Genomic DNA, 26,670 nt, shown 5'->3' with positions numbered 1-26,670 from the left:
CCTCGCATTCGGCCCCGGCCGCATCACTCGAACGCGCTAATCAGGATCGTTGCGCCACCTGCGGTCCGTCCACTCGCTAGCGTGACGCCTCCATCGACCACGCGGGGGCGGGTGCACGCATGACGAGAACACCGGTCGCGGCACGCGCGTTCATCGCGGCCGTGGCGGTCTGCGCCCTGGGCTGCCTCGGTCCCGTGCTCACCCGGGTCCCCTGGACCGGACCGGAGAGCGCCGGGAGCGGCGGGGCGCCGGTGGCCTGGCACACGCTCGGCCTGCTGGCCGCGCTCTACCTGGCGGGCGAACTCCCCGGCCGCTGCCCCTTCTTCGGCGAGCGGGTGGCCGTCAGGGCCGGATCGTTCTTCCCGTTCCTGTTCGCCGCCGCCTTCCTGCTCCCGCCCTCGGCCGCCGCGCTCGTCGCCGTACCCGGAGCACTGGCCGGCCGGGTCGAGCACCGGCCGGCCGCCGCACGCCGGATCTGGCGGGCCGCGCAGCTCGCCGTCACCGTCTGGGCCGCCTCCTCGGTCTACGGGGCGCTCGCCGGTGCCGGCGCGCTGGGCGGTCCGCACGGACCGGGCGGGCAGCGGGGTGCCGCGCCCGACTTCCCGTACGTGCTGCTGCCCGCCTGCGCCGCGGCCCTCGCCTTCAGCCTCGTCCTCGCCCTGCTCGACGGCGCCATCCGGATACCGGCCGAACACCTTCCCGTCAGGAGCGCCTGGCACGGGCTGTTCGCCTCCTCGACCGGGCCGCACCTCGTGCACGCGCTCGCCGGGCTGATGATGGCGGTGCTGTGGCGCGGCCCGTACGGCCCGCTCTCCTCGCTCTTCGTCCTGCTGCCGATGTACATCTCCTGCTGGGTCTTCGCCCAGTACCACCGGGAGCACGCCGCGCACCGGGCCACCATCCGCGCCCTCGTGCAGGCCGTCGACATCAAGGACACCTACACGCGCGGCCACAGCGAGCGCGTCGGCCGCGCGTCCGTCCTCATCGCCCGCGAGATCGGCATGGCGCCCGAGCGGGTGGAGGCCCTCCGCTTCGCCGGCATCCTGCACGACGTCGGCAAGCTCGGCGTACCGACCCGGGTGCTGCGCAAGGACGGGCCGCTCACCCCGGAGGAACGGCGGGTCATCGAACTGCACCCCGAGTACGGCCACGAGATCGTGCGGGGCATCGACTTCCTCGACGAGGCCAGGGCGGCGATCCTCCACCACCACGAGCGGCTGGACGGAACCGGCTACCCGCACGGGCTCCGGGGCGCCCACATCCCCGAGTTCGCCCGGGTGGTCGCCGTCGCCGACGCCTTCGACGCCATGACCTCCAACCGCTCCTACCGGCGGGGGCGCCCGGTGGAGGCCGCCGTGGAGGAACTGCGCCGCTGCGCGGGCAGCCAGTTCGACCCCCGGATGGTGCGGGCCCTGGTGCGGGCCGTGGACCGGTACGGCTGGTCGGCGGCGACGGCCGCCGTGACCTCGGACGAGGCAACGCTGCCGCCCCCGCGCGGGCAGGCACCGGCCACCGGGGGCGCGGCGGGCTCGGCGGGCGCGGGCCGGACCGCCGAGGGCGACGGACGGAGCGAGCCGTGACCGGCTTCCCGGGGTTCTCCGGCTTTCCGGGCTTTCCCGGCCTCCCTGGCGTCCCCGGCGGCGGATCGCCGCGCGCCGTCCGCGTGCTGCACCTCGCCGCCCTCGCGCTGACGCTCGTCGCCCTGGTCCGCACCTTCCGGTCCGGGCTCGCCGAACCCGGTCACGCCCTCGCCTTCGGCGCGCTCGTCACCCTCGGCGAGCTGGCACCCCTGGTCCAGCAGGGGCAGGGTGCACGGGGGCGGGGGCCCGGCGAGCGGGAACCCGCGCCGCTCGGCGCCGCCGGCGCCCTCGCGTACGCCCTGCTCGGGCGCAGCGCCGGGGAGCCGACCGGGCAGGGGGTGCTCCAGGTGATCACCGTCGTCGTCGCGGCCCAGCTCCTCGCCGCCGTGCCGCTGCTGGTGCGCGGCGGCGCTCCCGAGCCCGACCGGGTGGCCCGACGGGTGCTGACGGTGGCCTTCGCCGCCGTCTGCTTCCAGCCGTTGCGCGATGCCGAGCAGTTCACCGGGGCGCTGGGGGAGGGGCCCGCGTACGCCGCCTTCCTGGTCGGGCTGCTGGGGCTGACGGCGCTGTGCGACGCGGTGCTCGCCGCGTTCGTGGAGGCGGCGCGGACCCGCTATCCGTACGGCTCGCACCTGCGCGACGAGCTCTGCGGCCTGCCCGGCATCGGGTCGGCGGTCTGCGCGACCGGCGCGGTGATGGCGCTCGGGGTGGCGGTCGCCGGACTGTGGGCGCTGCCCGTGGTGTGCGTCCCGCTCCTCCTCACCCAGGTCTCCTTCCGCCGGTACGCGGCGGTCCGCGCGACCTACCGGCAGACCATCGCCTCGCTGGCCCGCGCCACCGAGATCGCCGGGTACACCCCGCACGGCCACGCCCACCGGGTCGCCGAGCTCTCCACGGCGGTCGGGCGCGAGCTGGGGCTGGCGGGCAGCGAGCTGACCGTGCTGGAGTACGCGGCCCTGATGCACGACATCGGCCAGCTCTCCCTCGTCGATCCGCTGGCGGACGGGGCCACCGCCCGGCTGCCCGCCGCCGAGCAGCGCCGGATCGCGCTGCTGGGCGGGGCCGTGGTGCGGCAGACCGGGGTGGACGCGAAGGTGGCGGTGGTGGTGGAACGGCAGGCGGACCCGTACCGGGAGCAGCCGCTCACCGCGCGGATCGTCCGTACCGTCAACGCGTACGAGGACCTGCGCGGGGAAGGCGTGGGAGGTGCTCTGGAGGCCTTGGAGCAGTTGCGTATCGGCACCGGCCACGACTACCAGCCGCAGGTGGTCGAGGCACTGGCCGGCCTCCTGGCGAGGGGCGGCCCGCCCGGGTACGGACGGGGTAACCCATGGGTAATGAGCGGGCGTCCGGCCGGGCATGGTTGGATGCGAAAGAAGAGGGTGTCCATTCGGGACAGGCGGGAATCGTGAGGATCTTCGGGAAGGCACGGCATCGGCCGTCCGCCTCGTGGCGACAGGCCACGGACCGCGCGTTCACGCTCATCGGCGACGGCCGGTACGAGGACGCGGGAGCGCTGCTGACGCGCGCGGCGGACCTGGAACCCTGGCTCTCCGAGTCCTGGTTCAACCTGGCGCTGCTGCACAAGTTCCGGCACGACTGGGAGCAGGCACGGTCGGCGGGGCTGCGGGCCGTCGCGCTGCTGGACCGCGAGTCCGGCGCGCCGGACTGGTGGAACGTCGGTATCGCCGCGACCGCGCTGCAGGACTGGCCGCTGGCCCGCCGGGCCTGGCAGGCGTACGGGCTGAAGGTGCCCGGCACCGGGGCGCAGGGTGCCGCCGCCACCACCGAGCCGACCGGCATGGAGCTGGGCAGCGCCGCGGTGCGGCTGTCGCCGGAGGGCGAGGCCGAGGTGGTCTGGGGGCGCCGGCTCGATCCGGCCCGGATCGAGGTGCTGTCGATCCCGCTGCCGTCCTCCGGGCGCCGCTGGGGCGAGGTCGTGCTGCACGACGGGGTGCCCAACGGGGAGCGGGTGACCGCTGCCGGCCCGTCGTACCCGGTCTTCGACGAGATCGAGCTCTGGGCGCCCTCACCGGTGCCGACCTGGGTGGTGCTGCTGGAGGCGGCCACCGAGGAGGACCGGGACGCTCTGGAGAAGCTCGCGTCGGACGCCGGGTTCGCCGCCGAGGACTGGTCCTCGTCGGTGCGGCTGCTCTGCCGGTCCTGTTCGGAGAGCCGGATGGAGAGCGACGAGGGCGACGGCGAGCACCTCGACCCGCACGACCACAGCGAGCCCGGCCACCCCGGCCCGCTGGGCCACCGCACGGCGGGCGGTCTCTGGGCCCCCGAGCGCGAGTGCGGGCTCGCGGCCCCGGCCGGACTGGTGCGGGGGCTGCTGGACGGCTGGGTCGCCGACAGCCCGGACAGCCGCGAGTGGCGGGATCTCGAAGAGGTCTGCTGACCGTGCTCCCGGTCTCCCCGTAGGCTGTACCGGCACCGATTTTGCGCGGTGCGGATCTGCCCGGACTCGGGATTCCAAGGTTCACGGTTTGCAGGAAGGCGTACGGCGGACATGTCGCAGCAGGAGACGGACGAGCGCATCGGCGTGGACGACGAGGGTTTCGTCGTGGACACGGAGGACTGCGAGGAGCGTGAGGCGGCGTACCGCGAGCGCGGGACCTCCCGTCCGATCACGGTCGTGGGCAACCCGGTCCTGCACAAGGAGTGCCAGGACGTCACGGAGTTCGGTGACGAGCTGGCGCGGCTGATCGACGACATGTTCGCCAGCCAGCGGACCGCCGAGGGTGTGGGCCTGGCCGCGAACCAGATCGGCGTGGACCAGAAGGTCTTCGTCTACGACTGCCCGGACGACGACGGGGCGCGGCATGTGGGTGTCGTCGTCAACCCGGTCCTGGAGGAGCTGCCCCCGGAGGCCCGGGTGCTGGACGACTCCAACGAGGGCTGTCTGTCGGTCCCGACCGCCTACGCCGAGCTGGCCCGCCCGGACTACGCCGTGGTGAGCGGGCGGGACGCGCAGGGCAACCCGATCAAGGTGCGGGGCACCGGCTACTTCGCGCGCTGCCTCCAGCACGAGACGGACCACCTGTACGGCTACCTCTACATCGACCGGCTGTCCAAGCGCGACCGCAAGGACGCGCTGAAGCAGATGGCCGAGGGCACCCCGCGCTACGAGACCGTCCCCAACGCCTGATCCCTGCGGGTGCGTCGACGACAGGGGGCCCGGACGCCGGACGGAACACTTCGGCGGCCGGGTCCCTTTCGTGTGCCGGTGACTTCAACCAGGCCCTTTCCAGGGGGAGTTGACGCGCGTCGACCACTGCGTCAGGCTCGCTCCCACATCGCGGCGCGAGTCACATCGCACCGAGGGTCACCTGCGACCGCGAGCCACATTCCACCGCGAGAGGGAGCACCCCACATGCTCAGGCGTACCGCGCGTGTCCTGCTCGGATTTGTCATGACCATCTCACTCGCATGGGGCGGGGCCGTGCTCACGGCCGGAACCGCCCACGCGGACGGCTGTTTCACCTTCACCCGCACCCTGTCCTCCGGCGCCACCGGCAACGACGTCACCCAGCTCCAGATCCGGGTCGCCGGATACCCGGGCTACAACTCGGTGCTCGCCATCGACGGCTCGTACGGCCCCGCCACCGCCGCCGCCGTCAAGCGCTTCCAGGCCGCGTACGGCCTCACCGCCGACGGCATCGCCGGACCGGCCACCCAGGCCAAGATCTACGCGCTCCAGGACGACGACTGCACCCCGATCCACTTCACGTACCCGGAGCTGAACACCTGCAACAGCACCTGGGCGGGCGGTGCGGTCGCGGCCGGGACGGCGAAGGCCAACGCCCTCTCCAGCATGTGGAAGCTGGAGGCGCTGCGGCACGCCCTCGGTGACCAGCCGATCCGCGTCACCAGCGGCTTCCGGTCCACCTCCTGCAACTCGGCGGTGGGCGGCGCCTCGGGCAGCCGCCATCTCTACGGCGACGCGGTCGACCTCGGGGTCGGGGCGCACTCCCTGTGCACCATGGCGCTCCAGGCCCGCAACCACGGCTTCAACGGAATCCTCGGCCCGGGCTACCCGGACCACGGCGACCACGTGCACGTGAACCAGGGCCCGAGCCACTTCTGGTCGGCCTCCAACTGCGGCATCTGACCGAAGCCCGCCCCGCCCGCACGGACCCGCCCAACACGGACCCGCCCGCACGACTGCGGCGGGTCCGTGCGGGCGGCCTCACGCCATCTCGGGCACCTCGGACGGGCCCCGGAAGGTGCGCCGGTACGCGTTCGGGGTCGTCCCCAGCGAACGTACGAACTGGTGCCGCAGGGCTGCCGCGTTGCCGAAGCCGGTCTGCCCCGCGATGGCCTCCATCGTCTCGTCCGAGGCCTCCAGCAGATGCTGGGCGAGCAGCACCCGCTGCCGCAGCAGCCAGCGGTAGGGGGTGGTGCCCGTCTCCTGCTGGAAGCGGCGCGCGTAGGTGCGGGGCGACATGTGGGCGAGGGCCGCGAGCTGGTCGACGGTCATCTCCTGGTCGAGGTGGTTCTCCATCCACGCCAGGGTGTCCCCGACGGTGTCGCAACGGGTGCGCGGCAGCGGGCGCTTCACGTACTGCGCCTGGCCGCCGTCCCGGTGCGGGGGAACCACCATCCGGCGGGCGATGACGTTGGCGACGTCCTGGCCGTACTCCTGGCGCACCAGATGCAGGCAGGCGTCGATACCGGCCGCCGTCCCGGCCGAGGTGATCACCTGGCCCTCGTCGACGTAGAGCACGTCCGGCTCCACCCGGGCGAGCGGGTAGCGCCGGGCCAGTTCGTCGGAGTGCCGCCAGTGCGTGGTGCACCGGCGGCCGTCCAGCAGCCCCGCCGCCCCGAGGACGAACGCCCCGGAGCAGACGCTCAGCACCCGCGCGCCACGGTCCACCGCCCGGCGCAGGGCACCCAGGACCTCGTCCGGGTACTCCCGGGCGATGAAGTGACTGCCGGCCGGTACGGCGATGAGATCGGCCTCCTCCAGGCGTTCGAGGCCGTGCGGGGTGGTGATGGTGAACCCGGCGTGGGTGCGCAGCGCCGGGCCCTCCGCCGACACCACCGCGAACTCGTGCACCGGAAGACCCTCGTCGCTGCGGTCGAGGCCGAACACCTCGCACAGCACGCCGAGTTCGAAGGGATGTACCTCGTCCAGCAGCAGGGCGGCGACGTTTTTCAGCATGAGGGCAGTGTGCCAGGCATCTGGCAGTAATTCGATGGTTGGTGACAGTCCTGCCACTGCCGGGACCGGGTCCCGGCGGTCAGAGTGGAGCCATGAACACACTCCTGAACGTCCTCGGTGTCACCGTCCTCGCCGCCCTCGTCCTGCTCCCCGCCCTCGTCGGGTTGCGCCGGGAGCGCCGTATCTCCCGCGAGCTGCGCGCGGCTGAGCACGCCCGCCGCACCGACCCGCCGGCTCCGGCGGCTGCCCCGCCCCGGCGCGCCGCACGACGTCCGTACCTCAGGTCCTGGGCGCGGGTCTGACGGCGGGCCGTGCCGCCCCGCGAACGTGGGTGGCACGCGCGATCATGGGGGCACCGGCCGGCCGGACGGACCCGCCCGGCCGGGACTTCCCATGACCGGCCCACCCACGGACGAAGAGAGAACATGGCTTTCATCCACCGCACGACCATGAAGCCGGGCAAGCTCGAACTGCTCGGCGGTTGGCTGCCGTCCCAGCCCTGGTACGCGGGCGGCGGCTCCCCCGAACTGGCGAAGGCCGGCGGCTTCCGGCTCGACGACCCGGAGGGTGAGGTCGGCCTCGAGTTCATGGTGGTCACCGACGTCTCGACAGGCCGCCCGGTCCCGTACCACGTGCCCGTCACCTATCGGGGCGCCCCGCTCGAAGGGGCCGAAGCCGCCCTCATCGGCACCAGCGAACACGGGGTGCTGGGCACGCGTTGGGTGTACGACGGGGCCCGTGACACCGTACTGACCGACCGGCTCCTGGCCCTTCTGCACGGCCGCGCCGAACCACAGGCGCAGAGCGAGTCGGACACTCCCGACCCGACCGTGCACAGCCGGTTCATGGGGGACGACATTCCCGAGGGAGCGGTCGTCGAGGCCGTGCGGAGCGGCATGTACGGCACCGATGTCCTGCTGGCGGACCCCGCGGGGCCCGGAAGCTGGGTTCTGCGGGTGGTCCGGGCACTGAGGGGTGACGCCGAGGAGGCCAAGGGCGATGCGGGACCGCTGCACGGCGAGGTGACCGCGCTCTGGGCCCCGCCGGGAGCGGAGCCGGCCCGTGCCAGGTTCGCCGAGGTGCGTCCCTCGATGGAGGCCTGATACGCGGCGGCGGGCACCCCCTTTCCCGCTGGGAGTGCCCGCCGGACGCGCGGGTGCGGGAAGGCCTAGAAGTCGTCGTCGAAGCCGACCGTGCCCTCCACCGCGACCTGGTACGCGGACGGGCGCCGCTCGAAGAAGTTCGTCAGCTCCTGCACGCCCTGGAGCTCCATGAACGAGAACGGGTTCTCGGAGCCGTACAGCGCCGGGAAGCCCAGCCGGGTGAGCCGCTGGTCGGCGACGCACTCCAGGTACTGCCGCATCGACTCGGTGTTCATGCCCGGCAGGCCCTCGCCGCACAGGTCACGCCCGAACTGGAGCTCCGCCTCCACGGCCTCCTTCAGCATGTCCGTGACCTGCTGCTGGAGTTCGTCGTCGAAGAGGTCCGGCTCCTCCTTGCGGACGGTGTCCACGACCTCGAAGGCGAAGTTCATGTGCATCGTCTCGTCGCGGAACACCCAGTTGGTGCCCGTGGCGAGGCCGTGCAGCAGGCCTCGCGAGCGGAACCAGTAGACGTACGCGAACGCGCCGTAGAAGAACAGCCCCTCGATGCACGCCGCGAAGCAGATCAGGTTCAGCAGGAACCGGCGCCGGTCGGCCTTGGTCTCCAGCCGCTCGATCTTCTCCACCGAGTCCATCCAGCGGAAGCAGAACTGTGCCTTCTCGCGGATGGACGGGATCTCCTCCACCGCGTCGAACGCGGCGGCACGGTCGTCCGGGTCGGGCAGGTAGGTGTCGAGCAGCGTCAGATAGAACTGGACGTGCACGGCCTCCTCGAACAGCTGGCGCGACAAGTACAGCCGGGCCTCGGGGGAGTTGATGTGCTTGTACAGCGTCAGCACGAGGTTGTTGGAGACGATCGAGTCGCCCGTGGCGAAGAACGCCACCAGCCGGCCGATCATGTGCTGCTCGCCCGGCGTCAGCTTGGCGAGGTCGGCCACGTCGGAGTGGAGGTCGACCTCCTCCACGGTCCAGGTGTTCTTGATCGCGTCCCGGTAGCGCTCGTAGAAGTCCGGGTAGCGCATGGGGCGCAGGGTCAGCTCGAAGCCCGGGTCGAGCAGGTTCTTCTCGTTGCTGGGGTCGGTGGTGCTCATTACTGGCAGGCCTCGCAGGACTCGGGGTTTTCGAGGGAGCAGGCGAGGGCCTCCGCGTCGGAGTACGCCTGCTGCACGGGGACGGTGGCGGGGACGGGGGCGGCGGCCTTCGCGGTACCGGAGGCGGCGCGGGCGATCCGGGTCGCCGGGCGCGAACGCAGGTAGTACGTCGTCTTCAGCCCCTGCTTCCAGGCGTACGCGTACATCGAGGAGAGCTTCCCGATGGTCGGCGTCTCCAGGAACAGGTTGAGCGACTGGCTCTGGTCGAGGTACGGCGTACGGGCCGCCGCCATGTCGATCAGGCCGCGCTGCGGGATCTCCCACGCCGTGCGGTACAGCGCGCGCACGTCCGCCGGGATCCAGCCGAAGCCCTGCACCGAGCCGCTCGCGTCGCGCAGCGCCTCACGGGTCCGCGCGTCCCACACGCCGAGCAGCTTCAGCTCGTCCACGAGATACGCGTTGACCTGGAGGAACTCACCGCTGAGCGTCTCGCGCTTGAAGAGGTTGGAGACCTGCGGCTCGATGCACTCGTACACCCCGGCGATCGAGGCGATGGTGGCGGTCGGCGCGATGGCGAGCAGCAGCGAGTTGCGCATCCCGGTCTTCGCGATCCGGGCGCGCAGCGCCTCCCACCGCTCCGGCCAGGCCGGCGCCGTGTCGTAGTGGTCCGGGTGCAGCACCCCGCGCGCGGCCCGGGTCTCGCTCCACGCGGGCAGCGGCCCGGACTTCTCGGCGAGGTCGCAGGAGGCCTCGTACGCGGCGAGCATGATCCGCTCCGAGATGCGGGTGGAGAGCTCGCGGGCCTCGGCGGAGTCGAACGGCAGCCGCAGCTGGAAGAAGACGTCCTGGAGACCCATCGCGCCCAGACCCACCGGCCGCCAGCGGGCGTTGGACCGGCCGGACTGCCCGGTCGGGTAGAAGTTGATGTCGACGACCCGGTCCAGGAAGGTCACGGCCGTGCGCACGGTGGCGTCCAGCCGCTCCCAGTCGATCGTCCCGTCCGCCACGAAGGCACCCAGGTTGACCGAGCCGAGGTTGCAGACGGCGGTCTCGCCGTCGTCGGTGACCTCCAGGATCTCCGTGCAGAGGTTCGAGGAGTGCACGACCCTGCCCGGCTCGGCGGTCTGGTTCGCGGTGCGGTTGGAGGCGTCCTTGAACGTCATCCAGCCCTGGCCGGTCTGCGCCAGGGTGCGCATCATCCGGCCGTACAGCTCGCGCGCGGGGATCGTCCGGCGGGCCAGGCCCTTCGCCTCGGCGGCCCGGTAGGCGGCGTCGAAGGCGTCGCCCCACAGGTCGACCAGCTCGGGCACGTCCGCGGGCGAGAAGAGCGACCAGCTGGAGTCGGCGTCGACCCGGCGCATGAACTCGTCGGGAATCCAGTGCGCCAGGTTCAGGTTGTGCGTACGCCGCTGGTCCTCACCGGTGTTGTCCCGCAGCTCCAGGAACTCCTCGATGTCCGCGTGCCAGGTCTCCAGGTAGACCGCGGCGGCGCCCTTGCGCCGGCCGCCCTGGTTGACGGCCGCGACGGAGGCGTCCAGCGTCTTCATGAACGGCACGATGCCGTTGGAGAGCCCGTTGGTGCCCCGGATCAGCGAACCGCGCGAGCGGATGCGCGAGAACGACAGACCGATGCCGCCCGCGTGCTTCGAGAGCCGCGCCACCTCGTGGTAACGGCCGTAGATCGAGTCCAGCTCGTCCAGCGGGGAGTCCAGCAGATAGCAGGAGGACATCTGCGGGTGGCGGGTGCCCGAGTTGAAGAGCGTGGGGGAGGAGGGCAGGTAGTCCAGCCGGCTCATCAGCCCGTAGAGCGCCGCGACCTCGTCCACCGCGCGCGCCGAGTCGTCCTCGGCGAGCCCGGCCGCGACCCGCAGCATGAAGTGCTGCGGGATCTCCACCACCTGACGGGTGAGCGGGTGGCGCAGCAGGTAGCGGCTGTAGAGGGTGCGCAGGCCGAAGTAGCCGAACCGGTCGTCGGCGCCGTCCGTGAGGGCTTCCTCGACCAGCGCGTCCAGCCGCTCGGCGTGCAGCGTCACGAACGCTGCCGTACGGTCCGCGATCAGGCCCTCGCGGTGGCCGACGGCGACCGACGCGGAGAACGACACCGCGCCCTCACCGGCCGCCTCGGCGGCGATGGTGCGGGTGAGGAGCCGGGCGGCGAGCCGCGAGTAGGCGGGGTCCTCCGCGATCAGGCCGGCGGCCGACTCGGTGGCCAGGGTCAGCAGCTCCGCCTCGTCGGCGTGCGCGCTGCGGCCGCGCAGCGCGGCGGCGGCGACCCTCCCCGGGTCGGTGTCCGGCAGGTCCGCGGTGAGGGCGGTCAGGGTGCGCAGCAGCGCGGTCCCGGGGCCGTCGACGGGCTCGGTCGCTGCGCTGGCTGCGGGCACGGACGCCGGATCGGCGGGCGCGATGGTCACGGTGGTGCTCTCCCTCGCTCGGCTCTGGACCGGCGGGGGGAGGAGGTGAGGGCCGCGGGGCGCGCCACCTGGAGACGGGCAGCACCGCACACGGCGTCCACCGGCCCATCCGCGAGGCCCGGACGTACGGGCGTCCGGTTCGGGTGAGCCGGACGCGCTGTCGGCAGGTAGCCGGACTCGAAGGTGCGCGAAACGCGCGGTTCACACCGTTGCGGGACAGTTCCGGATTCGCACCGGATTCCCCTGCGACGACAGCGAGACGAGCATACATGTGGTGGCCGGGCCGCGAGAACGCCCCACATGTTGTGGCGGTGCGGGGCGGTGTTCCGGTACGCGGGAGGGCGCGGCGGGCCTTCGGGGGCGTGGCCGCGGCCCGTCCGGGGTGGGGCGGAGAGGGTTCCGGACGGGGGTGCGGCCAGGGCCGGGGTCTCTCAGCCGCCGCTGCCCAGGTCCAGCCGGTAGGTGAGCAGTGTCAGGCCCGGCACCGGCCGCCAGTCGCGTTCCGGGGTGCGCGTGAAGCCGAGCCGGTGGTAGATCCGGTGTGCCCCGGACATGGCGGGCTGGGTCGACAGGGCGAGTCCGGTGACCCCGGCGGTGGCCCGGGCCCGCGCGGCGCACGCCCGTACGAGCGCTTCCCCGGCTCCCCGGCCGCGCCCCGCCCTGCCCACCGCGAGCATCCGGAACTCCGCCTCGTCCGCCGCCGCGACGTCGCACATGGGGCTGCCGGGCGGGGCGTAGGTCACCCCGCCGAGCACGGTGCCGGTGTCGTCCGCGGCCACCAGCACCTCGGCCACGGCGGCCCGGCCGGGCACGTCCCGCAGCCTGGCGAGATACGGGTCGTCCTCGCCCCCGCTCAACAGGCCGTCGCCGAGGTACGCCTGGGCCGTTATCTCGCCGAGGAGCGCGTACTCCTCCGGCTCGGCCCTTCTGATCGTCAGGTCCATGACCGCCATTCTGCGCGCCGCGCGGACGGGCGGACAGGCCGGTCCGTGAGAAGGATCAACCGCTCACGCCCACCTCGTTGTTCGGGGCCCCGTCGCCCTCCGGCGGGAGGTCGCCACGCTCGATCGGCTGCGAGCCGGGGGCCTGGCCGAGGGGCGGGAGGATCCTGTCGAGTTCGGCGTCGTCCGCCGGGTGGGCGGCTTCGGCCGCCTCGCGCAGGGTGGCGCGGTCCACGCCGGGGAGTCCGGCGCTGACCGTCACGGAGACGCCGCCCTCGGTGCGGGCGTAGGCGTGGCCGAGGGCGGTCGCGCTGTACCAGCTCTCGCCCTCGCGCTCGCAGACGGTGTAGCCGGCCGAGCCGTCGGCCACCGGCTTCTTGCCGCAGTCGGCGGGGGAGTGGTCGGCGCGCTCCACACCGAGTTGGATCACGTGCCCCTTCCTGTCCGTGTAGGAGCTGCCGAAGCCGTCGTCGCCGAGCACGCCCACCGACTGCGTCGCCAGGGTGTATCCGGCCACCTCGGTGACGTACACGCGGTCCGCGCGGGTCTGGAGGGCCGTCGCCCGCGCCTCCAGTTCGGCGTGGTCCGGTACGTCCGCGGCGGGGGACGCGCCGCCCGCGCCGGCGTGCTCGGTGCCGCAGCCGGCGAGGGTGAGGACCAGCAGAGCGGGCCAGAGGCCGCGCAGCCGGGTGCGAGATGTCATGAGCACATCCTTACGTACGGGGGGCGGTCCGGTCGCGGGGCGGGTACGCCGCCGGGCCGCCGCCCCTCCCACTGGGGGAGGACGCGACGGCCCGGCGGACGGTTCGGCAGGCGGGTCCGGGTCAGTGGCCGCCCGGCGCCCCCACGACGGCCGGCGGCAGCTCCGCCTGCACGCCCTTGTCGCCGACGTCCGCGGTGTAGTCCTCCGGCGAGGTCTCGTCGATGCCCGCCGGGGCCTTGAGCGCGTTGAGGACGAAGGTCACCACGACCACGACCACGACGTTCAGCACGAACGCGGTGAGACCGATGTAGCCGATCTCGCCGATGCCCGGGATCTCCTTCGACGAGCCGCCGAAGTGCTTCTGGGTCGGGGAGGCCACGCCGTACGCGGCGAGGGTGCCGTACAGCATGCCGACCGCCCAGCCCGCGATGAGCGCCCAGCGGTGGAACCACCGGGTGAAGAGGCCGCCGACCAGCGACGGCATCGTCTGGAGGATCCAGATCCCGCCCAGCAGCTGGAAGTTGATGGCCACCGTCTTGTCCATGGTGAGCACGAAGACCAGTGCGCCGACCTTCACCAGGAGCGAGACCAGCTTGGAGACCTTGGTCTCCTGCTCGGGCGTCGCGTCCGGTTTCAGGAACTCCTTGTAGATGTTCCGGGTGAAGAGGTTCGCGGCGGCGATGGACATGATGGCCGCGGGCACCAGCGCGCCGATCCCGATGGCGGCGAAGGCCACACCGGCGAACCAGTCCGGGAACATGTTCTCGAAGAGCTGCGGGATGGCCAGCTGGCCGTTGCTGACCTTGACCCCGGCCGCGATGGCCATGAAGCCGAGCAGGGCCAGCAGCCCGAGCATCAGCGAGTACAGCGGCAGGATGGTGGTGTTGCGGCGGATCACCTCACGGCTGCGGCTGGAGAGCGTCGCCGTGATCGAGTGCGGGTACATGAAGAGCGCCAGCGCGGAGCCCAACGCCAGCGTGGCGTAACCCCATTGCCCGTTCACCCCGGGTACCACCCCGGCCACCGGCTTGCCCGCCGCCTCGTTGGCCGCGGAGAACTTCGCGCTCGCCCCGGCGAAGATGTCGTCGAAGCCGCCCAGCTTGATCGGGATGTAGATGATCGCCACCGCGATGACCAGGTAGATCAGCCCGTCCTTGACGAACGCGATCAGCGCGGGCGCGCGCAGGCCCGAGGAGTAGGTGTACGCGGCGAGCACCGCGAACGCGATCAGCAGCGGGAGGTCCTTGACGAACCAGTTGGTGTCCTCGCCGCCGCCGACGCCCATGACGTCCAGCACGGCCTGGATGCCGACGAGCTGAAGGGCGATGTACGGCATCGTGGCGAGGATGCCGGTGAGCGCGACCGCCAGCGACAGGCCCTTCGAGCCGAAGCGGCCCCGGACGAAGTCGGAGGTGGTGACGTACCCGTGCTTGTGCGACACGGACCAGAGCCGCGGCAGGAAGGTGAAGATCAGCGGGTACACCAGGATCGTGTACGGAACGGCGAAGAAGCCCGAGGCCCCCGCGCCGTAGATCGCCGCCGGGACGGCGACGAAGGTGTACGCGGTGTACAGGTCGCCGCCGAGCAGGAACCAGGTCACCCAGGTCCCGAACGATCTTCCGCCCAGGCCCCATTCGTCCAGGCTCAGCTCGTTGTCGGCGCGGCGCCAGCGGGCGGCCATGAAGCCGACCACGGTGACCGCCAGGAAGAAGAAGATGAAGACGCCGAGTGCGACGCCGTTCACGCCGTCCTTCATGCGGAGACACCTCCCTTGCGGGAGCGCTGGTCACGCTTCCACAGCGTGTACGCGAGCATGGTCAGCCCGGTCGAGACGACCACCCAGAGCATCTGGTACCAGTAGAAGAACGGGATACCGATGAAGGTCGGGTCGACCTTGGCGTACGAACCGACCCAGAGCAGCGCCACGAACGGCGCCGCGAGGCATATCGCGATGATCACCCGCGCCGGTGTCACCGTCGGGGGTGGAGTGGGCTCTGGCACTTCTGGCATGGACTGACTCCGTTCCTCGCTGGCCGCCGGTGGGTCCGGCCGGTGCCCCGGCCGGGCGCACCGGCCGTATGACTTCCCGGCAGCGGGACTGTTTCCGTCAACGGCACGGAGGAAGAACGGTTTTGGTTCATGCTTGGCTGGAAATGATCGCCATGTTTTTTCTCGGTGTCGCACACGGGTGAAATGGGTGCGACGGGCGGTACGAGAAGTGCGTGCGGTATGAAACGGTACGGGCGAGGAGGGCGCGGCCCGATCCGCTCAGTCGAGCGGACGCTTGAGCCGGGCCACGAATTTGTACCGGTCGCCCCGGTAGACCGAGCGCACCCACTCCACCGGCTCGCCCCGTCCGTCGAGGGAGTGCCGGGAGAGCATCAGCATGGGCAGGCCCACGTCGGTGCCGAGCAGCCCGGCCTCGCGTGGGGTGGCGAGCGAGGTCTCGATCGTCTCCTCGGCCTCCGCGAGCCGGACGTCGTACACCTCGGCCAGTGCGGTGTAGAGCGAGGTGTACTTCACCAGTGAACGGCGCAGCGCGGGAAAGCGCTTGGCCGAAAGATGGGTGGTCTCGATGGCCATCGGCTCCCCGCTGGCGAGCCGCAGCCGCTCGATGCGCAACACCCGCCCGCCGGCGGTGATGTCCAGCAGCCCGGCCAGTGCCTGGTCCGCCGTCACGTAGCCGATGTCCAGCAGCTGGGAGGTGGGTTCGAGGCCCTGGGCCCGCATGTCCTCGGTGTACGAGGTCAGTTGGAGCGCCTGGGACACCTTCGGCTTGGCGACGAAGGTGCCCTTGCCCTGGATGCGTTCGAGCCGGCCCTCGACGACCAGCTCCTGGAGCGCCTGGCGCACCGTGGTGCGGGAGGTGTCGAACTCGGCCGCGAGGGTGCGCTCCGGGGGTACCGGTGTGCCGGGCGGCATGGTGTCCGTCATGTCGAGGAGGTGGCGCTTGAGCCGGTAGTACTTCGGTACGCGCGCGGTGCGTACCCCCGCCCCCGTGCCGCCCGCGGGGCTGCCCTCACCGGCGCTCATGGTCCCTCTCTCCGATTGCTGTGCTGCCGTCACCGGCTCCTCCGTACTTCGCGGCTCACATGGTGGCACGGCCCGGCCGAGGGGGCGTCGACCTCCCCTTCGGGCCGTGTCGTTGGTACGCCGTCCCACTGGCGATCCAGGTATGGGCGCTTTCGATCAAAAGCCCCTAGGTGTCGGTCCTATAACGGACGCGAGTGCACTTCTTATACACCCTTGACACCCCTAAAGGTCTAGGCCAAGCTCCCGTTGCTGGTCTAAACCATTTAAGACCAGGTCCAGCCCCAGCAGTACTCGTCGAATGTCTTCGCGGTGGGCGGGGTTGCAGCATCCCTGAGGAGGGTTTGACGTGAAGCGCAAGCTCATCGCGGCCATTGGTGTCGCGGGCATGATGATCTCGATCGCGGCATGTGGCTCGGACGACACCGAGAAGGACACTGCCAAGGCAGCGGGTCCGGACAGCTACAAGGGCCAGACCCTGACCGTCTGGGCCATGGACGGCTCGACGCCCGACCAGTGGCAGAAGGACCTGAGCGCGGCCTTCGAGAAGAAGACCGGCGCGAAGGTCAAGTTCGAGGTCCAGAAGTGGGACGGGATCCAGCAGAAGCTGACGACCGCCCTCTCCGAGGAGAACCCGCCGGACGTCTTCGAGATCGGCAACACCCAGACCGCCGCGTACGCGAAGTCGGGCGGCCTCGCCGACCTCGGCGACGTGAAGTCGGAGGTCGGCACCGACTGGGCCGAGAGCCTCAACAAGGCGTCGGTCGTGGACGGCACGCAGTACGCCGCCCCGTGGTACTTCGCCAACCGCGTGGTCATCTACAACAAGTCCGTCTTCGCCGACGCCGGGGTCACCGAGGCGCCGAAGACCCGTGACGAGTTCTTCGCCGCGCTGGACAAGATCAAGGCCAAGGGCAAGGCCGAGCCCCTCTACCTGCCCGGCCAGAACTGGTACTTCTTCGACGGCCTCACCATCGGTCAGGGTGCCGACCTCGTGAAGAAGGACGGGGACAAGTGGGTCTCCAACCTCTCCGACCCGAAGATCGGTGCGGCGATGGACCTCTACAAGAAGTACCAGGCGTACTCCAAGGCCCCCAAGGACAAGGACGAGGCCACCCCGCAGCAGGCCGACGTCTTCGCCAAGGGCAAGACCGGCGCCTTCATCGGCATGGGCTGGGAGGCCGGCACGGCCATCGCCGCCAACCCGGCCATCGAGAAGGAGATCGGCTACTTCACCATCCCGGGTGAGACCGCCGACAAGCCCGAGGGCGTCTTCCTCGGCGGCTCCAACCTCGCCGTCGCCGAAGGCAGCAAGAAGAAGGACCTCGCCAAGGAGTTCCTGAAGCTCGCGCTCTCCGACCAGTTCGAGGGCCAGCTCGCCAAGCTGAACGGCGTCATCCCGAACAAGGAGTCGCTGAACAGCAACCTCACGGGCAACGCCGTCGCCGAGGCCGCCGCGCCGGCCGCCAAGGTCGGTGGCACCACGCCGCTGATCCCGGAGTGGGCCGCCGTCGAGAACGCGCCCAACCCGATCAAGACCTTCATGACCGCGGTCCTGAACGGCAAGTCGAACGAAGAGGCCGCCAAGCAGGTCGAGGCGGAGTTCAACAAGCGCCTCGCGCAGCAGCAGTAAGGCCGAGCTGCCGGGTGCGGACTCCCCCGAGGAGTCCGCACCCGGCAGCCGAGTTGTGTCCCATGGTGCCAAGAAAGAGATGGCGAGCATGACCGTGCAGACCGAACGGCCGCCCTCCGGTCCGGCGGAGGTTACGAAGCGGGCCGACCGCACACCGGCCAAGTCCGGTGGACGCGGCAGAAACACGCAGCTGGCCCCCTATCTGCTGCTGGCCCCTCCGGTGGCCGTGACCCTGGTGTTCCTCGGCTGGCCGCTGGTGAAGAACACCCTGCTGTCGTTCCAGAACCTCAACATGAGGCAGCTGATCCAGCACATCTCCGAGTGGAACGGCGTCGACAACTACAAGGAGATCCTCGGCAACGCGGACTTCTGGCACGTCACCGGCCGGTCGATCGTCTTCGCGGGCACCAACGTTGTCCTGATCATGATCCTCGGCACGCTGACCGGTCTGCTGCTCGCCAAGCTCGGCAAGCGGATGCGGGTCACGCTGCTCGTCGGCCTGGTCCTCGCCTGGGCCATGCCCGTCATCGCCGCGACCACCGTCTACCAGTGGCTCTTCGCCTCCCGGTTCGGAGTCGTCAACTGGGTGCTGGACAAGATCGGCTTCCACTCGATGGCCGACTACAACTGGACCGGCAGCCAGTTCTCCACCTTCTTCGTCATCACGGTGCTCATCGTGTGGCAGTCGATCCCGTTCGTCGCGATCAACCTGTACGCCGCCACCACGACGATCCCCAAGGAGCTCTACGAGGCCGCCTCGCTCGACGGCGCGGGCGCCTGGAAGAGCTTCACCTCGGTCACCATGCCGTTCCTGCGTCCCTTCCTCTTCGCGACCACGTTCCTCGAAGTCATCTGGGTCTTCAAGGCGTTCGCCCAGGTCTTCGCGATCAACGAGGGCGGCCCGGACCGGCTCACCGAGATCCTGCCCGTGTACGCCTACATCGAGGGCGTCGGCAACCAGCACTACGGCATGGGCTCGGCCATCGCGCTGCTCACCATCGTGATCCTGCTCCTGCTGACCTCCTCCTACCTCCGGATCGTTCTCAAGCAAGAGGAGGACGAGCTGTGAACCGCTCGGCTTCGTCACGTTTCGGCCGTATCTGGCCCAACGCCACGGCTCTCGTCATGGTCGTCGGCTTCGTCTTCCCCGTGTACTGGATGTTCGCCACGGCCTTCAAGCCGACCCCGGACATCGTGTCGGACGATCCGGTCTGGATCCCGACCCACATCACGCTCGACCACTTCAGGACCGCGCTCGACGCGGACAACTTCTGGACGATGGTCCGCAACTCCCTCACCGTCACCGTGGTGGCGGTGCTCCTCTCCCTCGTCCTCGCGCTGGCCGGCTCCTTCGCCCTGGCGCGGATGCGGTTCAAGGGACGCAAGGGGTTCATCATCGGCTTCATGGTCGCGCAGATGGCGCCCTGGGAAGTCATGGTCATCGCGATCTACTTCATCGTGCGCGACTCGGACATGCTCAACAGCCTGATACCGCTGACCTTGTTCTACATGGTCATGGTGCTGCCCTTCACGCTCCTGACGCTGCGCGGCTTCGTCGCCGCCGTGCCCAAGGAGCTGGAGGAGTCCGCGATGGTCGACGGCTGCACCCGCCCGCAGGCGTTCGTCAAGGTGATCCTGCCGCTGCTCGCGCCCGGTCTGATGTCCACCTCGCTGTTCGGCTTCATCACCGCCTGGAACGAGTTCCCGCTCGTCCTGGTCCTGAACAAGCAGGCGGAGGCCCAGACCCTTCCGCTGTGGCTGTCGCAGTTCCAGACCCAGTTCGGCGACGACTGGGGTGCCACGATGGCGGCCTCGTCGGTCTTCGCCGTCCCGATCCTCCTCCTCTTCGTCTTCCTGCAGCGCAAGGCCGTGAGCGGTCTGACCGACGGCGCAGTGAAGGGATAGTGCGGCCCCCATGACTACTCTCGCCTCCCCCACCGACACCATCACCCGCGACGCGCTGGCCGTCCTCCAGCCCGGCTTCACCGGCACCACCGCACCGGACTGGCTGCTGCGCCGCATCGGCGAAGGGCTCACCTCCGTCGGCCTGTTCGGCCGGAACATCGTCACCCCCGGACAGCTCGCGGCACTCACCGCCCAGCTGCGGGCCGAGCGCGACGACGTGCTGGTCGCCATCGACGAGGAGGGCGGCGACGTCACCCGCCTCGAGGTGCGCGACGGTTCGTCCTTCCCGGGCAACCACGCCCTCGGCTCGGTGGACGACACCGCGCTCACCCGGGCCGTCGCCCACGAGCTGGGCCGCCGGCTCATCGAGTGCGGCGTCAACCTCAACTGGGCGCCCTCCGGCGACGTCAACTCCAACCCGGCCAACCCGGTCATCGGCGTACGCTCCTTCGGCGCCGACCCGGCCCTGGTGGCCCGGCACACCGCCGCGTACGTCGAGGGCATCCAGGCCGCCGGAGTCGCCGCCTGCACCAAGCACTTCCCCGGCCACGGCGACACCGCCGTCGACTCGCACCACGCGCTGCCCCGGATCGACGTCGACCTGGAGACCCTGCACGCCCGCGAGCTGGTGCCCTTCAAGGCCGCCATCGCGGCCGGGTCGAAGTCGGTGATGAGCGCCCACATCCTGCTCCCGGCCCTCGACCCGGACCGCCCCGCGACGCTCAGCCCGCAGATCCTCACCGGTCTGCTCCGGGGTGAACTCGGGTACGAGGGACTCATCGTCACCGACGCGGTGGAGATGCAGGCCATCGCGGCGACGTACGGGATCGAGCGCGGCTCGGTCCTCGCGATCGCGGCCGGCGCCGACGCCCTGTGCGTCGGCGGCGGGCTGGAGGACGACGCCACGGTGGAGCGGCTGCGCGACGCGCTGGTCGCGGCGGTGCACGGCGGGGAGCTGGCCGAGGAGCGGCTCGCCGACGCCGCCGCACGAGTACGGGCACTCGCGTCCTGGACGCGCGGTGCGAGGGGGGCGGTCCCGGCGCCGGGCGCGGCAGTGCAGGAGGGGACCGCGCCCGGCACCGCGACCGGACAGCCCGACGGGCACGACGCGAACATCGGCCTCGTCGCGGCCCGCAGGGCGGTACGGGTGACCGGCGACGGACCCCGGCTCGGCGCCCCGGTCCACGTCGCCGCCTTCACCCCGATGGCCAACATCGCGGTCGGCGCGGAGACCCCGTGGGGGGTGGCCGCCGAGCTGACCCGTCTGCTGCCCGGTACCACCGCCGCGACCTACCGCCACGACGACGCGGACCCTGTGGCGGACGCGCTGCGGACCGCGGGGGAGCGGCGCGTCGTCGCGGTCGTACGCGACGCCCACCGCCACCCCTGGATGGCGGCGGCGGTCGACGCGCTGCTCGCGGCGCGCCCGGACACGGTGGTCGTGGAGATGGGCCTGCCGTACTCCGCGCCGAGGGGCGGGCTGTACGTGGAGACGCACGGCGCCGCCCGCGTCTGCGGCATCGCCGCTGCGGAGGCCCTCGTCGGGGCGTGACGGCGCGCATCGCGTGAAAGGGCGCGCATCGCGTGAAGGAGGGGCCGGTCACCAGGTGACCGGCCCCTCCTCGGCGTGTGCCCGCCGGTCCTACAGCCCCTGCCAGGAGGGCTTCGAGGCGAAGGTGTGCCGGAAGTAGTCGGCCAGTTTCAGCTTGGAGGCGGCGGCCTCGTCCACCACGACCGTGGCGTGCGGGTGGAGTTGGAGCGCGGAGGCGGGTACGACCGAGGCGACCGGCCCCTCCACGGTCTGCGCGACCGCGTCGGCCTTGCCCTCGCCGGTGGCCAGCAGGATCGCGTGACGCGACTCCAGGATGGTGCCGATGCCCTGGGTGATGACGTGGTGCGGCACCTGCTCGATGTCGTCGTCGAAGAAGCGGGCGTTGTCCACCCGGGTCTGCTCGGTCAGCGTCTTGATCCGGGTGCGCGAGGCGAGCGAGGAGCAGGGCTCGTTGAACCCGATGTGCCCGTCGGTGCCGATGCCGAGCAGCTGGAGGTCGACGCCGCCGGCCTCGGTCAGCGCCCGGTCGTACGCCGCGCAGGCGGCCTGGACGTCCTCGGCCGAGCCGTCCGGGCCCATGAAGGAGGACTCGGTCAGGCCGAGCGGCTCCACGACCTCGCGCAGCACGACCGAGCGGTAGGACTCCGGGTGTCCGGCGGGGAGCCCGACGTACTCGTCCAGCTGGCAGATCCGGGCGCGGGACGCGTCCACCGCGCCCGAGCGCACCTTTTCGGCCAGGGACCGGTAGATGGGCAGCGGGGTCGAGCCGGTGGCGACGCCGAGCAGGGCGTAGGGCTTGCGGCTCAGCAGCGCACCCATGGCCTCCGCGATGAGCTCGCCGCCTGCCGCTGCGTCCGGGACGATGACAACTTCCACGCTGTGCCTGCCGATCTGATCAGTGACGACGTATGTGGTATAGACCAATCTGGTCCAAATTTAACAGAGTCCGACGCCTCCGGAACAGGTGGTTTCCGCTTTTGATCATCGTCCTGGGCTCCGGTTGCGCGACACTGCGCGACCGAGGGTGACTTGTGTCAATTGTCCGCAGATGCGCAGGGTGCGCGACCCGGACGGAAGGCCCCTGGGGCGGGGGCGTACGGGGGAGCCGGCCGGGTGCTGGTGCGGGCGCCGGGGGGCGGGTGCCGGCGGGGGACGGAATCCGGGGCGCGGGTCCGCTGGGCCCGGGGTGTGCCCGCGGGGTCCGCGCCGGGTGCGGAGGGCCGCGCCGACCCGCGGGCCGCGGCACCGGGAGGGACCCTCGGCCCGCCCGGCACCGCAGCCCGGAGCTGCTCGGCCGGCGGTGTGCGGTGCCTCCGGCCGTACGAGGCACGGGCGCGATCAGGGCAGAGAGCGCGGGTGCCTCGGTCCGTCCTCCTGTGCGGGGAGGGCGGAGGTTCTTGTCCCCGTATTGTGGACTAGACCATTTGTCGGTGTCCATGCGTCTGCGGTATCGATTCTGCGGGCGCGGTACCGATTCTCGCGGCGCGGAGCCCTTCTGTACACGGGGCGCCCGCTCCCCGCCCCGCCCCGCCTCCTGCCCCGCCCCCGTCCCGTCCTGCCCCACTCTCCGCCGCCGGGCGGGACGGCGCTCGGTTCGGAACCTCTCGGTATCCGCGGGTACGCTCGCACATGTGCCCTCCATGAACGACCTCGTCCGCCAGCACACAGCCCTGAGCGACACCGATCTCGAATGGCTCCACCTGCTGGTCTCGGAGTGGCAGCTGCTCTCCGACCTGTCCTTCGCCGACCTCGTCCTCTGGGTTCCCACCCGGGACGGGACGCGGTACGTCTCCGTCGCGCAGATGCGCCCCAACACCGGACCGACCTCCTACCAGGACGACATGGTCGGCCACCTGGTGCCGCGCGGCCGCCGTCCCCTGCTGGACGCCGCCCTCGACGAGGGCCGGATCGTGCGCGAGGGCGACCCGGAGTGGCGGGAGGAGGTGCCGGTCCGGGTCGAGTCCATCCCGGTCCGCCGCGAGGGCCGGGTCCTCGGCGTCATCGCGCGCAACACCAACCTGCTGACCGTGCGGACCCCCTCCCGGCTGGAGCTCACCTATCTCCAGTCCGCCGCCGACCTCGCCCAGATGATCGCCACCGGGGCCTTCCCCTTCCCCGGCCAGCAGGTCGACATGGACGCCTCCCCGCGCGTCGGCGACGGTCTCATCCGGCTCGACGCCGACGGGATCGTCCAGTACGCCAGCCCCAACGGCCTCTCCGCCTACCACCGCCTCGGCCTCGCCTCCGACATCGTCGGGCTCCACCTCGGCCAGACCACCGCCGAACTCGCCCCGTCCCGGGGACCGGTGGACGAAGCCCTGGCCAAGGTCGCGAGCGGTTACGCGCCCCGCGAGTTCGAGGTGGAGTGCACGAGCGGCGTCATCCAGTTCCGGGCGATCCCGCTCAAGCCCAAGGGCGTCCGGATCGGCTCGCTGGTGCTGCTCCGCGACGTCACGGAACTGCGCCGCCGCGAGCGTGAGTTGATAACCAAGGACGCGACCATCCGGGAGATCCACCACCGGGTCAAGAACAACCTCCAGACGGTGGCCGCCCTGTTGCGCCTCCAGGCCCGCCGGATGGACTCCGTACGGGGGCGCGAGGCGCTCAACGAGGCGGTACGGCGCGTCGGTTCGATCGCCATCGTCCATGAGACGCTGTCCCAGAATCTGGACGAGCGCGTCGAGTTCGACGAGATCGCCGACCGGGTCATCTCCATGGTCGCCGAGATCTCGCCGGGCAAGGTCACCTGCCGGCGCACCGGGCGCTTCGGCATCCTCGACGCCGACGTGGCCACCCCGCTCTCGATGGTGCTGACGGAAGTCCTCCAGAACGCCCTGGAGCACGCGTTCAGCGAGGGGGACAGCGGCACGGTCGAAGTCTCCGCGGTGCGGGGTGGATCCTCCCAGGACGGCCGGCTGCTCATCACCGTGCAGGACGACGGCTGCGGCCTCCCCGAGGGCTTCGACCCGAGGAAGGCCGGAAACCTCGGCCTGCAGATCGTCCGGACGCTGGTCGAGGGCGAACTGGGCGGCACCTTTGACATGGTGCCCGCGCCGGAGCGCGGCACCCAGGTGCTGCTCGACCTCCCGGTCAGCGCGGACCGTTAGAGCTCCCGCCGGTGGCACACCGAAAGGCCCGGACCGTGGTAACGGTCCGGGCCTTTCGGTTCAAGCACGTTCTTCTGCGCTTCGGGGTACTGCGCGCTGCGACTCGAAGGCGGGGCTGTGCGTACGCTGCGTACGCGCCGCCGGGCTGAGGCTTGTCGCGGGGGCGTCGAATCAGGCGCTGGCGTTGCGCGCCCGGTTGCGAGCGGCGCGGCGCTTCATGGCGCGGCGCTCGTCCTCGCTGAGGCCACCCCAGACGCCGGAGTCCTGGCCGGACTCGAGCGCCCACTGCAGGCACTGCTCCATGACGGGGCAGCGACGGCAGACGGCCTTGGCTTCCTCGATCTGCAGCAGCGCAGGACCGGTGTTGCCGATGGGGAAGAACAGCTCGGGGTCTTCCTCACGACAAACGGCGTTGTGACGCCAGTCCATGGCTGCTACCTCTCCTTGGTATTACATGCTTGTTGCTTGTGAATGTGAACGCTTTCACGAATCCCCCCGCAGGTGAAGGGCCTACGCCCAGACGAACTGGTCGTGGTCTGCACAGTGGGAGGGGTTCTGGCTTTCAGTGGAGGCCGATGCTGCGGGCCGTCCCGATCGCCATGTAGAGATTCGCAAACCTCGGCGGCGGATACAACCCCTTCTGGAAAGTTTTTTTTGATTCCTCGGTGTCGGCTCCGTCACAGCCGTACTTCTAAGGGGTGGGAACCAGCCCAAACGTTCGAGTTAAAGGACTTTGGGCCCTTCCACTCACACAATCACACGCAGTGCACGGCGTACGCCTGTGAACGTCACGCTCGTACGCAGTCCCAGGTGGTCGCCGTCCATCTGGAAGGGGAGTGGGACCTTTGAATGCAAGGTGAAGTCCGTGAGGTCATGCCGTGAAACGACGTGCTTGCCGCGCGGGCCCTTGTCGGGGCTGGAAGTGAGCAGCTGGGTGCCGTAGCGGGCCACCTGTGTGGTGGAGAGCCGCTTCAGGCCGAGGATGTCCAGGCCGGTGTCGAACGACGCCTTCGGAGAGGCGTACATCGGGCGATTGCCCAGGTAGGTCCAGGGGGCGGTGTTGCAGATTATCGACAGCGCGAGCTCGTGCACCGGCTCCTGGCCGGGCTCCTCCAGCGTGATGACACCCTGCCGGCGGTGCGGCTCGTCGATGAACTGCCGGAGCACCTGGCGCACGTAGAGCGCGTGGGTCGAACGCTTGCCGCCCTCGCGCTTCTGTTCGACCCGGCCGATCACGCCGGCGTCGAAGCCGAGGCCCGCGCAGAAGGTGAACCAACGTTCGGGTACTGCCTCGTCGGCGGAGCCCGGCGTACCGAACGCACGTCCCAGTCCCACCGTCCGCGAACTGTTCTCGGCCAGCGCCTGGAGGATCGCCCCGGTCGCCTCCACCGGGTCATTGGGCAATCCGAGCGCCCGCGCGAAGACGTTGGTCGAGCCGCCGGGGACCACCGCGAGACTCGGCAGCCCGTCGTCGGGCCCCTGGTCCAGCAGTCCGTTGACGACCTCGTTCACCGTGCCGTCGCCGCCGAGCGCGACCACCAGGTCGAAGGCGCCCGAGTCCGCGGCCCGGCGTCCCAGGTCCCGGGCGTGACCCCGGTACTCCGTGGTCACGGCCTCGATCTTCATCTCGCTCGCCAGAGCGTGGATGAGCACGTCGCGCGTTCGCGCACTGGTGGTGGTGGCGGCGGGGTTGACCACGAGGAGAGCGCGCATGACTGCCAGCCTACCTACCGGACGGTACCGGGCAGCAGTCCCTCCCCATCGCCTTCACTCGGCGTGACCGCCCGTATCCCGGTCACACGGCGTGACCGGGTGTGCCGGGAAGCGGCGCACCGGGCCCCGGCTTCGCTTTCCGGGCGCGGGGATGCCAACCTGGCTGGCGTGAGTACTCAAGCGAACACGCCCTCCTCGTCTCCCGCGCCCTCGGCCGCGCCCGGGAAGCGGACCGGGAAGCCGGGGCGCATCGAGGCCCTCGCCGCGCTCACCGCCCTCGAAGGGGCGGCCCTCGTCGTCGGCGGGATCTGCATGCTGGTGATGGGGCTGCTCGGCCGGCCGGAGAGCCCCACGCAGGCGGTGACGGGCGGAGCCACCCTGATCGCGCTCGGCCTCATCCCGCTCGCGGGCGCCCGCGGGCTGCTGCTGCGCCGCAGCTGGGGCCGGGGGCCCACGCTCATCACGCAGATCATGGGGCTGCCCGTCGCCTACACGCTGCTCAAGTCCCACGGCGCGCTGATCCCCACCGGGATCGTGCTCGCCGCCGTCGTGATCACCGCACTGGTCCTGGTCTTCAACCCGGCGACCACCCGGGAGCTGGGCATCAGCAGGGGGCCGCTGCCGGCCTCCGACGACCGGTAGCGGCGCCCCCGGCACGACGAAGGGCCTTGGAGACCACCGCCGACCTCGCCGCGGCGGTCGACGGACTCCTCGGCGACGACGCACGCGCCACC

24 protein-coding genes and 1 riboswitch are annotated in these 26,670 nt (G+C 71.1%); of the genes, 13 read left to right on the top strand and 11 right to left on the bottom strand.

Going from position 1 to position 26,670, the window contains the following annotated elements:
- Positions 1–119 precede the first annotated feature (119 nt).
- The 5 genes from ACWCSV_RS17750 to ACWCSV_RS17730 all read left to right on the top strand — a co-directional run bounded on the left by ACWCSV_RS17750 (position 120) and on the right by ACWCSV_RS17730 (position 5,694).
- Positions 120–1,580, top strand: a complete 1,461-nt coding sequence (locus tag ACWCSV_RS17750; RefSeq protein ID WP_451143158.1) for an HD-GYP domain-containing protein — start codon at positions 120–122, stop codon at positions 1,578–1,580.
- 86 nt (positions 1,581–1,666) lie between these two features.
- Positions 1,667–2,992, top strand: a complete 1,326-nt coding sequence (locus tag ACWCSV_RS17745; protein ID WP_451143334.1) for an HD-GYP domain-containing protein — start codon at positions 1,667–1,669, stop codon at positions 2,990–2,992.
- Positions 2,989–3,981: a tetratricopeptide repeat protein gene (locus ACWCSV_RS17740; protein WP_328719507.1), complete on the top strand. Its 993-nt coding sequence runs from the start codon at positions 2,989–2,991 to the stop codon at positions 3,979–3,981. Before ACWCSV_RS17745 ends, ACWCSV_RS17740 begins: the two co-directional genes overlap by 4 nt.
- 111 nt (positions 3,982–4,092) lie before the next feature.
- Positions 4,093–4,731, top strand: coding sequence for a peptide deformylase (gene def, locus ACWCSV_RS17735; protein ID WP_451143156.1), 639 nt, complete (start codon positions 4,093–4,095; stop codon positions 4,729–4,731).
- A 225-nt stretch (positions 4,732–4,956) separates the two neighbouring features.
- Positions 4,957–5,694: a D-Ala-D-Ala carboxypeptidase family metallohydrolase gene (locus tag ACWCSV_RS17730; protein WP_451143154.1), complete on the top strand. Its 738-nt coding sequence runs from the start codon at positions 4,957–4,959 to the stop codon at positions 5,692–5,694.
- A gap of 78 nt (positions 5,695–5,772) precedes the next feature.
- On the opposite strand, the gene ACWCSV_RS17725 is transcribed toward ACWCSV_RS17730, so the two are convergent.
- Complete coding sequence (locus ACWCSV_RS17725) at positions 5,773–6,747, bottom strand: helix-turn-helix domain-containing protein (RefSeq protein WP_451143152.1); 975 nt, start codon at positions 6,745–6,747, stop codon at positions 5,773–5,775.
- Between the two features lie 92 nt (positions 6,748–6,839).
- Here ACWCSV_RS17725 and ACWCSV_RS17720 point away from each other — a divergent pair, with 92 nt between their 5' ends.
- Positions 6,840–7,049: a hypothetical protein gene (locus ACWCSV_RS17720; protein ID WP_451143150.1), complete on the top strand. Its 210-nt coding sequence runs from the start codon at positions 6,840–6,842 to the stop codon at positions 7,047–7,049.
- Positions 7,050–7,172: 123 nt separating this feature from the next.
- The gene (locus tag ACWCSV_RS17715; protein ID WP_451143148.1) at positions 7,173–7,850 is read left to right on the top strand and encodes a maltokinase N-terminal cap-like domain-containing protein; all 678 of its coding nucleotides are present in this window, start codon (positions 7,173–7,175) and stop codon (positions 7,848–7,850) included.
- A 65-nt stretch (positions 7,851–7,915) separates the two neighbouring features.
- Here the strand turns inward: ACWCSV_RS17715 and ACWCSV_RS17710 are convergent, their stop codons facing one another.
- The 7 genes from ACWCSV_RS17710 to ACWCSV_RS17680 form a co-directional block, all read right to left on the bottom strand.
- Positions 7,916–8,941 (bottom strand): ribonucleotide-diphosphate reductase subunit beta, encoded by a 1,026-nt coding sequence (locus ACWCSV_RS17710; RefSeq protein ID WP_451143146.1) that lies wholly within the window; start codon positions 8,939–8,941, stop codon positions 7,916–7,918.
- Positions 8,941–11,352 carry a ribonucleoside-diphosphate reductase subunit alpha gene (locus ACWCSV_RS17705; RefSeq protein ID WP_451143144.1) on the bottom strand — a complete coding sequence of 804 codons (2,412 nt, stop codon included), beginning with the start codon at positions 11,350–11,352 and terminating at the stop codon, positions 8,941–8,943. The genes ACWCSV_RS17710 and ACWCSV_RS17705 overlap by 1 nt, the downstream gene beginning before the upstream one ends.
- A gap of 145 nt (positions 11,353–11,497) precedes the next feature.
- Positions 11,498–11,655, bottom strand: a riboswitch (cobalamin riboswitch).
- Positions 11,656–11,783: 128 nt separating this feature from the next.
- Positions 11,784–12,296, bottom strand: coding sequence for a GNAT family N-acetyltransferase (locus ACWCSV_RS17700; RefSeq protein WP_451143142.1), 513 nt, complete (start codon positions 12,294–12,296; stop codon positions 11,784–11,786).
- A 55-nt stretch (positions 12,297–12,351) separates the two neighbouring features.
- Complete coding sequence (locus tag ACWCSV_RS17695; protein ID WP_451143140.1) at positions 12,352–12,996, bottom strand: hypothetical protein; 645 nt, start codon at positions 12,994–12,996, stop codon at positions 12,352–12,354.
- 121 nt (positions 12,997–13,117) lie between these two features.
- Positions 13,118–14,752 carry a monocarboxylate uptake permease MctP gene (mctP, locus tag ACWCSV_RS17690; protein WP_451143138.1) on the bottom strand — a complete coding sequence of 545 codons (1,635 nt, stop codon included), beginning with the start codon at positions 14,750–14,752 and terminating at the stop codon, positions 13,118–13,120.
- Positions 14,749–15,006, bottom strand: coding sequence for a DUF3311 domain-containing protein (locus ACWCSV_RS17685; protein WP_451143136.1), 258 nt, complete (start codon positions 15,004–15,006; stop codon positions 14,749–14,751). Before ACWCSV_RS17685 ends, mctP begins: the two co-directional genes overlap by 4 nt.
- A 258-nt stretch (positions 15,007–15,264) precedes the next feature.
- A complete protein-coding gene (locus tag ACWCSV_RS17680) occupies positions 15,265–16,029 on the bottom strand; it encodes a GntR family transcriptional regulator (RefSeq protein ID WP_451143134.1) in 765 nt (254 codons plus the stop codon).
- A 346-nt stretch (positions 16,030–16,375) separates the two neighbouring features.
- Here ACWCSV_RS17680 and ACWCSV_RS17675 point away from each other — a divergent pair, with 346 nt between their 5' ends.
- The 4 genes from ACWCSV_RS17675 (at position 16,376) to ACWCSV_RS17660 (ending at position 21,116) form a co-directional block, all read left to right on the top strand.
- Positions 16,376–17,659 carry an extracellular solute-binding protein gene (locus tag ACWCSV_RS17675; RefSeq protein ID WP_451143132.1) on the top strand — a complete coding sequence of 428 codons (1,284 nt, stop codon included), beginning with the start codon at positions 16,376–16,378 and terminating at the stop codon, positions 17,657–17,659.
- A gap of 88 nt (positions 17,660–17,747) precedes the next feature.
- Positions 17,748–18,728, top strand: coding sequence for a carbohydrate ABC transporter permease (locus ACWCSV_RS17670; protein WP_451143130.1), 981 nt, complete (start codon positions 17,748–17,750; stop codon positions 18,726–18,728).
- Positions 18,729–18,784: 56 nt separating this feature from the next.
- Positions 18,785–19,564, top strand: a complete 780-nt coding sequence (locus ACWCSV_RS17665) for a carbohydrate ABC transporter permease (RefSeq protein ID WP_451143332.1) — start codon at positions 18,785–18,787, stop codon at positions 19,562–19,564.
- A 10-nt stretch (positions 19,565–19,574) separates the two neighbouring features.
- Positions 19,575–21,116, top strand: a complete 1,542-nt coding sequence (locus tag ACWCSV_RS17660) for a glycoside hydrolase family 3 protein (protein WP_451143128.1) — start codon at positions 19,575–19,577, stop codon at positions 21,114–21,116.
- 90 nt (positions 21,117–21,206) lie between these two features.
- Here ACWCSV_RS17660 and nagB read toward each other — a convergent pair whose 3' ends face one another.
- Complete coding sequence (nagB, locus tag ACWCSV_RS17655; RefSeq protein WP_451143330.1) at positions 21,207–21,992, bottom strand: glucosamine-6-phosphate deaminase; 786 nt, start codon at positions 21,990–21,992, stop codon at positions 21,207–21,209.
- A gap of 764 nt (positions 21,993–22,756) precedes the next feature.
- Here nagB and ACWCSV_RS17650 point away from each other — a divergent pair.
- Entirely contained in the window at positions 22,757–24,223 is a 1,467-nt protein-coding gene (locus tag ACWCSV_RS17650; RefSeq protein ID WP_451143328.1) for a sensor histidine kinase, read from the top strand.
- Positions 24,224–24,394: 171 nt separating this feature from the next.
- Here ACWCSV_RS17650 and ACWCSV_RS17645 read toward each other — a convergent pair whose 3' ends face one another.
- Both ACWCSV_RS17645 and ACWCSV_RS17640 read right to left on the bottom strand, forming a co-directional pair.
- Positions 24,395–24,652, bottom strand: coding sequence for a WhiB family transcriptional regulator (locus ACWCSV_RS17645; RefSeq protein WP_003953983.1), 258 nt, complete (start codon positions 24,650–24,652; stop codon positions 24,395–24,397).
- Between the two features lie 318 nt (positions 24,653–24,970).
- Positions 24,971–25,936, bottom strand: a complete 966-nt coding sequence (locus ACWCSV_RS17640) for a diacylglycerol/lipid kinase family protein (RefSeq protein ID WP_451143126.1) — start codon at positions 25,934–25,936, stop codon at positions 24,971–24,973.
- A gap of 168 nt (positions 25,937–26,104) precedes the next feature.
- On the opposite strand from ACWCSV_RS17640, the gene ACWCSV_RS17635 reads away from it, so the two are divergent.
- Positions 26,105–26,578 (top strand): hypothetical protein, encoded by a 474-nt coding sequence (locus ACWCSV_RS17635; protein ID WP_451143124.1) that lies wholly within the window; start codon positions 26,105–26,107, stop codon positions 26,576–26,578.
- The last annotated feature ends 92 nt before the right edge of the window (positions 26,579–26,670 follow it).

The sequence above is a fragment of the Streptomyces sp. NPDC001770 genome (assembly GCF_053596135.1).
Note: the sequence above shows the minus strand (reverse complement) of the source record. Positions and strands in the feature narration are given on the sequence as shown.

Bases quoted from the DNA above. Each gene is read 5' to 3' on its own strand.
- ACWCSV_RS17640 (WP_451143126.1), bottom strand. From the start codon at position 25,936: ATGCGCGCTCTCCTCGTGGTCAACCCCGCCGCCACCACCACCAGTGCG.
- def (WP_451143156.1), top strand. From the start codon at position 4,093: ATGTCGCAGCAGGAGACGGACGAGCGCATCGGCGTGGACGACGAGGGT.
- ACWCSV_RS17650 (WP_451143328.1), top strand. From the start codon at position 22,757: ATGAACGACCTCGTCCGCCAGCACACAGCCCTGAGCGACACCGATCTC.
- ACWCSV_RS17660 (WP_451143128.1), top strand. From the start codon at position 19,575: ATGACTACTCTCGCCTCCCCCACCGACACCATCACCCGCGACGCGCTG.
- mctP (WP_451143138.1), bottom strand. From the start codon at position 14,752: ATGAAGGACGGCGTGAACGGCGTCGCACTCGGCGTCTTCATCTTCTTC.
- ACWCSV_RS17685 (WP_451143136.1), bottom strand. From the start codon at position 15,006: ATGCCAGAAGTGCCAGAGCCCACTCCACCCCCGACGGTGACACCGGCG.
- ACWCSV_RS17720 (WP_451143150.1), top strand. From the start codon at position 6,840: ATGAACACACTCCTGAACGTCCTCGGTGTCACCGTCCTCGCCGCCCTC.
- ACWCSV_RS17700 (WP_451143142.1), bottom strand. From the start codon at position 12,296: ATGGACCTGACGATCAGAAGGGCCGAGCCGGAGGAGTACGCGCTCCTC.
- ACWCSV_RS17665 (WP_451143332.1), top strand. From the start codon at position 18,785: ATGGTCGTCGGCTTCGTCTTCCCCGTGTACTGGATGTTCGCCACGGCC.
- ACWCSV_RS17725 (WP_451143152.1), bottom strand. From the start codon at position 6,747: ATGCTGAAAAACGTCGCCGCCCTGCTGCTGGACGAGGTACATCCCTTC.
- ACWCSV_RS17715 (WP_451143148.1), top strand. From the start codon at position 7,173: ATGGCTTTCATCCACCGCACGACCATGAAGCCGGGCAAGCTCGAACTG.
- ACWCSV_RS17730 (WP_451143154.1), top strand. From the start codon at position 4,957: ATGCTCAGGCGTACCGCGCGTGTCCTGCTCGGATTTGTCATGACCATC.
- ACWCSV_RS17750 (WP_451143158.1), top strand. From the start codon at position 120: ATGACGAGAACACCGGTCGCGGCACGCGCGTTCATCGCGGCCGTGGCG.
- ACWCSV_RS17695 (WP_451143140.1), bottom strand. From the start codon at position 12,996: ATGACATCTCGCACCCGGCTGCGCGGCCTCTGGCCCGCTCTGCTGGTC.
- ACWCSV_RS17680 (WP_451143134.1), bottom strand. From the start codon at position 16,029: ATGAGCGCCGGTGAGGGCAGCCCCGCGGGCGGCACGGGGGCGGGGGTA.
- ACWCSV_RS17645 (WP_003953983.1), bottom strand. From the start codon at position 24,652: ATGGACTGGCGTCACAACGCCGTTTGTCGTGAGGAAGACCCCGAGCTG.
- ACWCSV_RS17710 (WP_451143146.1), bottom strand. From the start codon at position 8,941: ATGAGCACCACCGACCCCAGCAACGAGAAGAACCTGCTCGACCCGGGC.
- ACWCSV_RS17670 (WP_451143130.1), top strand. From the start codon at position 17,748: ATGACCGTGCAGACCGAACGGCCGCCCTCCGGTCCGGCGGAGGTTACG.